Raw genomic sequence first — 6847 nt, forward strand, 5'->3', positions numbered from 1 at the left:
CGCTTCGAGCGCCTCGACCCGTACGAGCGGGCCCGCAAGGCGCTCTTCGCCGAGGGCATCTCGTCGTCGACGATCTACCTCGACCCGGAGCGGCCGAGCGTCGAGGACCTGCTCGACATGATCACCACCGGTGTCCGCAGCTCGGCGACGTACGCGGGCGCGTCCTCGCTCGCCGAGTTCTCCGAGCGGGCGCTCGTCGGCATCCAGTCGGCCGCCGGCTACGAGGAGGGCAAGCCGCTCCCCGTCAGCTGGTAGTGCGCGCCAGACTCTCGCGCTGAGCGACAGCTCACGGGCGAGGCAGCGCGTGACGTGTCGCTGGGCGCGAAACGCATGCCGACGCCGTGGTCGCGACCACGGACGGGAGGCGCGGTGCCAGCTGGCACGGTCCTCCCTCGCAGGCTCGGTCGGCGCGCCCCGCGCAACGCTTCGCGTTGCCGCTGAGCGGGGCGCGCCCGTCAATCAGTCGCGCGCGGCTACCGCCGCCTCGTCGCGTCCTCGACGGTGCCGACGAGCTCCTCGAGGATGTCCTCGAGGAAGAGCACGCCGAGCGTCCGGCCCTCGGCGTCGAACGCCCGGGCGACGTGGCGGCCCGCGGCACGCATGGTCGCGAGCGCGTCCTCGAGGTCCATCTCCGTGTAGAGCGAGATGAGCTGCCGGATGCGCTTGGGCGGCACCGGGTCGTCGTACTCGTCGGGTCGGAGGTCGATGACGTCCTTCACGTGCACGTAGCCCGTGGGGGAGCCGTCCTCGGCCACGAGCACGTACCGCGAGAACCCGCGCTGCGCCACGGCCCGTTCGACGTCACCGGGGGTGGCGTCCTCGGGGAGCGTGACGAGCTCGGCCATCGGCACCGCGACGTCCTTGACCTTCTTCTCGGTGAACTCGAACGCCAGGGCGAGCTTCCCGTCGTCGGTGAGGGTGCCCTCGCGACGGGACTGCTCGACGATGGTCTGCACCTCTTCCACGGTGAACGCGCTGACGGCCTCGTCCTTCGGCTCGACCTTGAACACGCGCAGCACGGCGTTCGCGGCCTCGTTCAGGCCGACGATCACCCAGTGCAGGCCGTGCCCGATGTACCAGAGCGTCGGCACGAGCAGGAGCGCGGCGCGGTCCGGCATCGAGAACGAGATGTTCTTCGGCACCATCTCGCCGAACACCACGTGCAGGAACGAGACGAGCAGCAGGGTGAAGACGAACGCGACCGTGCCGATCACCTCGGCGCTCCACCCGGTCAGGTGCAGCGGGACCTCGAGCAGGTGGTGGATCGCCGGCTCGGACACGTTGAGTATGAGGAGCGAGCAGACCGTGATGCCGAGCTGCGTGGTGGCCAGCATGCGCGTGGCGTGCTCCATCGCCCAGAGTGTCATCTGCGCGGCCTTGGAGCCCTCCTCCGCACGTGGCTCGATCTGCGAGCGGCGGGCGGAGATGACGGCGAACTCGGCCGCGACGAAGTAGGCGTTGCCGAGCAGCAGCACGACGAGCCAGAAGATGCCCCACCAGTCGGAGCTCATCGGGTGCTGCCCTTCGTCGGGGTCTTCGTGACCGGGGTCTTCGTCGCTGGGGTCTTCGTCGCGGGGATGATGATGCCCGTCGCCGGGGTCGGGGGCGGGGTGGGCGTCCAGCGGATCCGGTCGATGCGGCGGCCGTCGAGGCGCTCGACGCGGAAGACGCCGTCGTCGAGCCGGACCTCGTCGCCGACCACCGGCAGGCGGCCGAGCGTCGACATGATGAAGCCGCCGACGGTCTCGTACGGGCCGTCCTCGGGGACGGTCACGCCGGCGCGGTCCTCGAGCTCGTCGGGGCGCAGCAGCCCGGGGAACGTCAGCCAGTCGCGGGAGCGGACGACGTCGATCCGCGCGCGGTCGTGCTCGTCGGACACCTCGCCCACGATCTCCTCGATGAGGTCCTCGAGGGTCACGACCCCGGCGGTGCCGCCGTACTCGTCGACCACGATCACCATCTGGTAGCCGCGACCGCGGACCTCGGTCAGGAGGGTGTCGCCGGGCATCGTCTCGGGGACCCGCTCGGCGTCGGTCATGAGGGCGCCGACGGGCACCTCCGGACGCTTCTCGCGCGGGACGGCGACGGCCTGCTTCACGTGCACGATGCCCACGACGTCGTCGGCGTCCTCCTCGATCACGGGGAACCGGCTGAACCCGGTTCGCCGTGCGAGGGCGATGACGTCGTCGGCGGACTCGGAGACCCGGATCGTCGACAGGCGCGGGCGCGGGGTCATCACGTCGCTCGCGCTCAGCTCGGAGAACGAGATGGTGCGCTCGAGGAGCGTCGCGGTGTCCTGTTCGAGGGAGCCCTCGGACGCCGACCGACGGAGCAGCGAGGTGAGCTCCTCGGCGCTGCGGGCGCCGGACAGCTCTTCCTGGGGCTCGATCCCCATGGCGCGGAGCACGGCGTTGGCGGTGCCGTTCAGCACGGCGACGGCCGGCTTGAACACCGTCGTGAACGCAACCTGCAGGGGCACGACGAGCTTGGCGGTCTGCAGGGGCAGCGCGAGCGCGAAGTTCTTCGGCACCAGCTCGCCGAGGATCATCGACAGCAGCGTCGCGATGACGAGCGCCACGATCGAGCCGACCGTCTCGACGATCGCCTCGGGGAGCCGCATCGCGAGGAACGGCGCCTCGAGCAGCTTCGCGACCGACGGTTCGAGCAGGTAGCCGGTGAGCAGCGTCGTCAGCGTGATGCCGAGCTGCGCGCTGGACAGGTGGGTCGAGGTGACCTTGAGCGCGCCGATGACGGGCGCGAGGCCGGTCTCGCCGCGGTCGCGCCGTGCCTCGACGTCCGCGCGGTCGAGGTTGACCAGCGCGAACTCGGACGCGACGAAGACGCCGGTGCCGAGCGTCAGCAGGATGCCACCGATCAGCATGACGATGTCGATCGGGCTCATGATCCACCTCCCGCAGGCCGCGAGGGAGTGCAGCTCACCGAGTGAGCGGCGGATGAGTGAGGCGAGGAACTATTCGGAGGATCGTCCACAGTGCTGTCCATCGTACTGCCTGGCGCGGGTCGGAACCGAGAGGACGTACAGGATGCGGGTCGCGCCTCCCGGACCGCGGGTGGGTCCAGGAGGCGCGACCCGCGTCGCGCGGGCCGGCCTACGCCGTGACGGGGGCGCGGTGGTACTGCTGCGGCTCGTAGTCGACCGTGACCCCGAGCTCGGCGGCGGCGCGGAGCGGGAAGGCCGGGTCGCGGAGGAACTCGCGGCCGACCATCACGACGTCGGCCTGGCCGGTCGCGACGATCTGCTCGGCCTGGAACGCGTCCGAGATCATCCCGACCGCGATCGTCCCGATGCCGGCGTCGCGCTTGATCGCGTCGGCGAAGGGCACNTGGTAGCCGGGCCCGACGGGGATCGGCGCGCTGGCCACGTTGCCGCCGGTCGACACGTCGGCGAGGTCGGCGCCGTGCTCGGCGGCCCAGCGGGCGACCTCGGTGGTCTCCTCGAGCGTCAGACCGCCCGGGGTCCAGTCGGTCGCCGAGAAGCGGACGACGACGGGGAAGCCCTCGCCGACCTCGGCACGCACGGCATCGAGCACCTCGAGGAGCGCGCGGGCGCGGTTCTCGAGCGAGCCGCCGTAGGAGTCGGTGCGGTGGTTGCTGAGCGGCGAGAGGAACTGGTGCAGCAGGTAGCCGTGCGCCGCGTGGATCTCGACGAGGTCGAACCCGGCCTCGGCGGCACGGCGGGCGGCCTGGGCGAACGCGAGGGCGACGACGCGGATGTCCTCGACGGCGAGCTCGCGCGGCTCGGCGTACCCGTCGAAGGCGACGGCGGACGGCGCGACGGTCGACCAGCCGCCCTGCTCGGCCGGCACGGACCCGTGCGTCGGCTCCCACGGGCGGAACGTCGACGCCTTGCGGCCGGCGTGGGCCAGCTGGACGCCGGCGGCGGCCCCCTGCGCGTGGATGAAGTCGACGATCGGGCGGAACGCGTCGCGCTGTTCGTCGTTCCAGAGGCCGAGGTCCTGCGGGCTGATGCGCCCCTCGGGCACGACACCGGTGGCCTCGACCACGACCGCGCCGGCACCGCCCTTGGCGAACCCGCCGAGGTGGACGAGATGCCACGGGGTGGGCAGGCCGTCCTGGGCCTCGGCAGAGTACTGGCACATCGGGGAGACCCAGATGCGGTTGCGGACGGTGAGGTCGCGGATGGTGATCGGTTCGAACAGGGCGTGCGTCACGCGGGCTCCTTCTCGGCGGTCGCACCGGTGTCCGCGAGTCCCAGCAGGAACGCGCGGAGAGCGGCGGGCGACGTGTAGTGGTGGCCGACCGCTCCGATCGCTTCCGCGCCGGCGGCGTTCTCGGCCCTGTTGTCGACGAACACCATCTGCGCCGGGTCGATTCCCAGTCGCTCGCACGTGTCGTGGTAGATCGAGGCGTCCGGCTTCAGGACGTGCTCCTCGGCGCTCACCACGACCGTCTCGAACAGGGAGCCCATCGGGGACCGGCGGTACGGGTCGCCGAAGTCGAACCCGGCGTTCGAGAGCAGGGCCAGTCGGGTGCCGGCGTCGTGCAGCTCCTCGACGATCGCGAGGGTGTCCGGGTCGACCTCGAACCAGCCGGTGAAGTCGATCGCCCAGAACCGGTGGATCTCGGCGGTGCTCCACGTCCGGCCGGTGCGCTCGGCGATCGCGCGCCAGTACGCCAGCACGGACAGGTCGCCGCGGTCGAGGTCGTGCCGGAGCTCCTGGTACACGGGGAACAGCTCGTCCGCCGGCACCCCGGTCGCCGCGACGAGCGCGTCGCGGGACGCGTGCGGCGTCCGGCTGATCACCTCGCCGTAGTCGAAGACCACCACACAACCGGGCGGGAACAGGCTCATGCCCTCCACCGTAACGTGGCGGTCGTGAACGACTTCGTCCCCTTCGCCCCGATCGACGCCGCCGCTTTGGACCACCACCCCGCACGGTGACTCCACGAAGTACCGCCGCGGGGTCCTCGGCGTCGCGACGGGCTCCGACCAGTACCCGGGAGCCGCCGTGATGGGTGTCGACGCGGCGGTGCACACGGGCGTCGGGATGGTCCGGTACGTCGGACCGTCGCGTGCGTCGGACCACGTGCTCGCACGGCGTCCCGAGGTCGTCGCCGGGGTCGGCCGGGTGCAGGCCTGGCTCGTCGGCTCGGGGATCTCGGCGGGCTCGCTCGACGACCTGGACGACGTGACGGCGGAGGGGTTCCGGCACGCCTCGGACGACGGGGTCCCCGTGGTCGTCGACGCCGGCGCGATCCCGCTCGTCGACCTCGGGCCCCTCGCGGTGCTGACGCCGCACGCGGGGGAGCTCGCCGGCGTCCTGCACGAGTCGCGGGAGTCCATCGAGCAGGACCCGGCCGCGGCAGCGCTCCGGGCCGCCGCGCAGACCGGGAGCGTCGTGCTCCTGAAGGGGTCCGCCACGCACGTCGCGACGCCGGACGGGTCGGTGCGGCTCGTCGCGTCCTCGGCGACGCCGTGGCTCGCGGCCGCCGGCGCCGGGGACGTGCTCGGCGGGGTGCTCGGGGCGCTGGTCGCGGCCCGTCAGGGAGCCGCCGAGGCGTCCGGGTCCACGCTGACGCCGTCCGACCTCGCCCACCTGGCGGCGACCGCGGCGGTGGTCCACGGGATCGCGGCACGGCGGGCGTCCGGCGGCGGACCGTTCACCATGACGGCACTGATCGAGCAGCTGCCCGGGGTGGTGCGCGACCTCGTCGTCGCGGGCGACGCCCGGGGGTAGACGCGAGCGGCTGGATCGGGCGGGGCAGGGCCCCTGGGCCGACTCGGAACGACACGCCCGACGTCGAACGACAGTGCAGGGGTCGTTCGTTGCGGGCGCAACGGTTGCACGCGCGCGGTTGCGACATCGCCGCTGTCGTACGACAGCGCAGGGGTCGTTCGTTGCGGGCGCAACGGTTGCACGCGCGCGGTTGCGACATGGCCGCTGTCGTACGACAGCGCAGGGGTCGTTTGTTGCGGGCGCAACGGTTGCACGCGCGCGGTTGCGACATGGCCGCTGTCGTACGACAGCGCAGGGGTCGTTTGTTGCGGGCGCAACGGTTGCAGGCGCGCGGTTGCGACATCGCCGCTGTCGTACGACAGCGGGACGACGCCCCGGACGCACGCACATCTGGGACGGAGCGGGATGACGCTCGGGGCGCACGCACGCGCGTGCGGGACGGGAGGTGCAGTGCGGGCCGGCACCGCGCCTCCTGGCCGTCAGGTGGTCACGTCGACGGCGTGACGCGCGTCGCGCGCGTCAGTTCGCAGGGGTGGCGTGCACGAGGAACTCGACCGCACCCGCGTCGTCGACCTGCACGAAGCCGAGGCTGGGCGCCTGCACGCCGAAGTCCGAGAAGGTGACCGGGATCGATCCGGAGACGTCGACGCCGTCGCCGTTCAGCCCGACCTCGAGCGTCGCGGTGACCGATTTGGTGACCCCGTGCAGGGTGAGCCGGCCCGTGGCCTCGACCTTCGTCGTGCCGGAGCCGGAGGGGACCGCGTCCGCGATCGGCTCGGTGAGGGTGAAGGTCGCGGTGGGGAACGCGGACGTGTCGAGTGCCGAGTCGCGGAAGTACGAGTCGCGCTGGGCCGAGTCCGTGGTGATGTCGGCGACCTGGACGGCGATGGTGGCCTTCGTGATGGCGGTGCCGTCGACGGTGGCGCTGCCGGTGACGCGGTCGGTGCGTCCGGTGACGGTGACGTCCGAGCCGTTGAGGACTTCGTGGACGCGGTACCCAGCCTCCGAGTCGCCGCCGACCGTCCACGTGCCGGACAGGTCGGCGGTGTCGAGCGTCGAGGGTGCGCGGCTCGCGGCGACGCTCGGCGCTGCCGACGCCTTCGCGTTCTCGCTGCTCGGTAGAGCTC

The 6847-nt window shown here is 72.2% G+C and carries 6 protein-coding genes and 1 pseudogene; 2 read left to right on the forward strand and 5 right to left on the reverse strand.

The genetic code is table 11. From position 1 onward, the window contains the following. On the forward strand, nucleotides 1-255 hold a 255-nt coding region (locus I5E_RS14125), incomplete at its 5' end, for an IMP dehydrogenase (protein WP_031262769.1). Between the two features lie 218 nt (nucleotides 256-473). On the opposite strand, the gene I5E_RS14130 is transcribed toward I5E_RS14125, so the two are convergent. From I5E_RS14130 to I5E_RS14145, 4 genes are all read right to left on the reverse strand, one after another. Continuing rightward, entirely contained in the window at nucleotides 474-1511 is a 1038-nt protein-coding gene (locus tag I5E_RS14130; protein ID WP_022907558.1) for a hemolysin family protein, read from the reverse strand. After that, complete coding sequence (locus I5E_RS14135) at nucleotides 1508-2902, reverse strand: hemolysin family protein (protein ID WP_022907559.1); 1395 nt, start codon at nucleotides 2900-2902, stop codon at nucleotides 1508-1510. Before I5E_RS14135 ends, I5E_RS14130 begins: the two co-directional genes overlap by 4 nt. A 208-nt stretch (nucleotides 2903-3110) precedes the next feature. Beyond that, entirely contained in the window at nucleotides 3111-4193 is a 1083-nt protein-coding gene (locus I5E_RS14140; protein WP_022907560.1) for an NADH:flavin oxidoreductase/NADH oxidase, read from the reverse strand. Further along, nucleotides 4190-4834, reverse strand: coding sequence for an HAD family hydrolase (locus I5E_RS14145; protein ID WP_031262771.1), 645 nt, complete (start codon nucleotides 4832-4834; stop codon nucleotides 4190-4192). The genes I5E_RS14140 and I5E_RS14145 overlap by 4 nt, the downstream gene beginning before the upstream one ends. Nucleotides 4835-4964: 130 nt before the next feature. Between I5E_RS14145 and I5E_RS14150 the strand changes: the two are divergent. Next, nucleotides 4965-5720, forward strand: a pseudogene (locus I5E_RS14150) (ADP-dependent NAD(P)H-hydrate dehydratase); the annotation flags it as partial. 519 nt (nucleotides 5721-6239) lie between these two features. Here I5E_RS14150 and I5E_RS14155 read toward each other — a convergent pair. Next, on the reverse strand, nucleotides 6240-6847 hold a 608-nt coding region (locus I5E_RS14155), incomplete at its 5' end, for a YceI family protein (RefSeq protein ID WP_022907563.1).

The sequence above is a fragment of the Curtobacterium sp. B18 genome (genome assembly GCF_000333375.1).
GTDB lineage: Bacteria > Actinomycetota > Actinomycetes > Actinomycetales > Microbacteriaceae > Curtobacterium.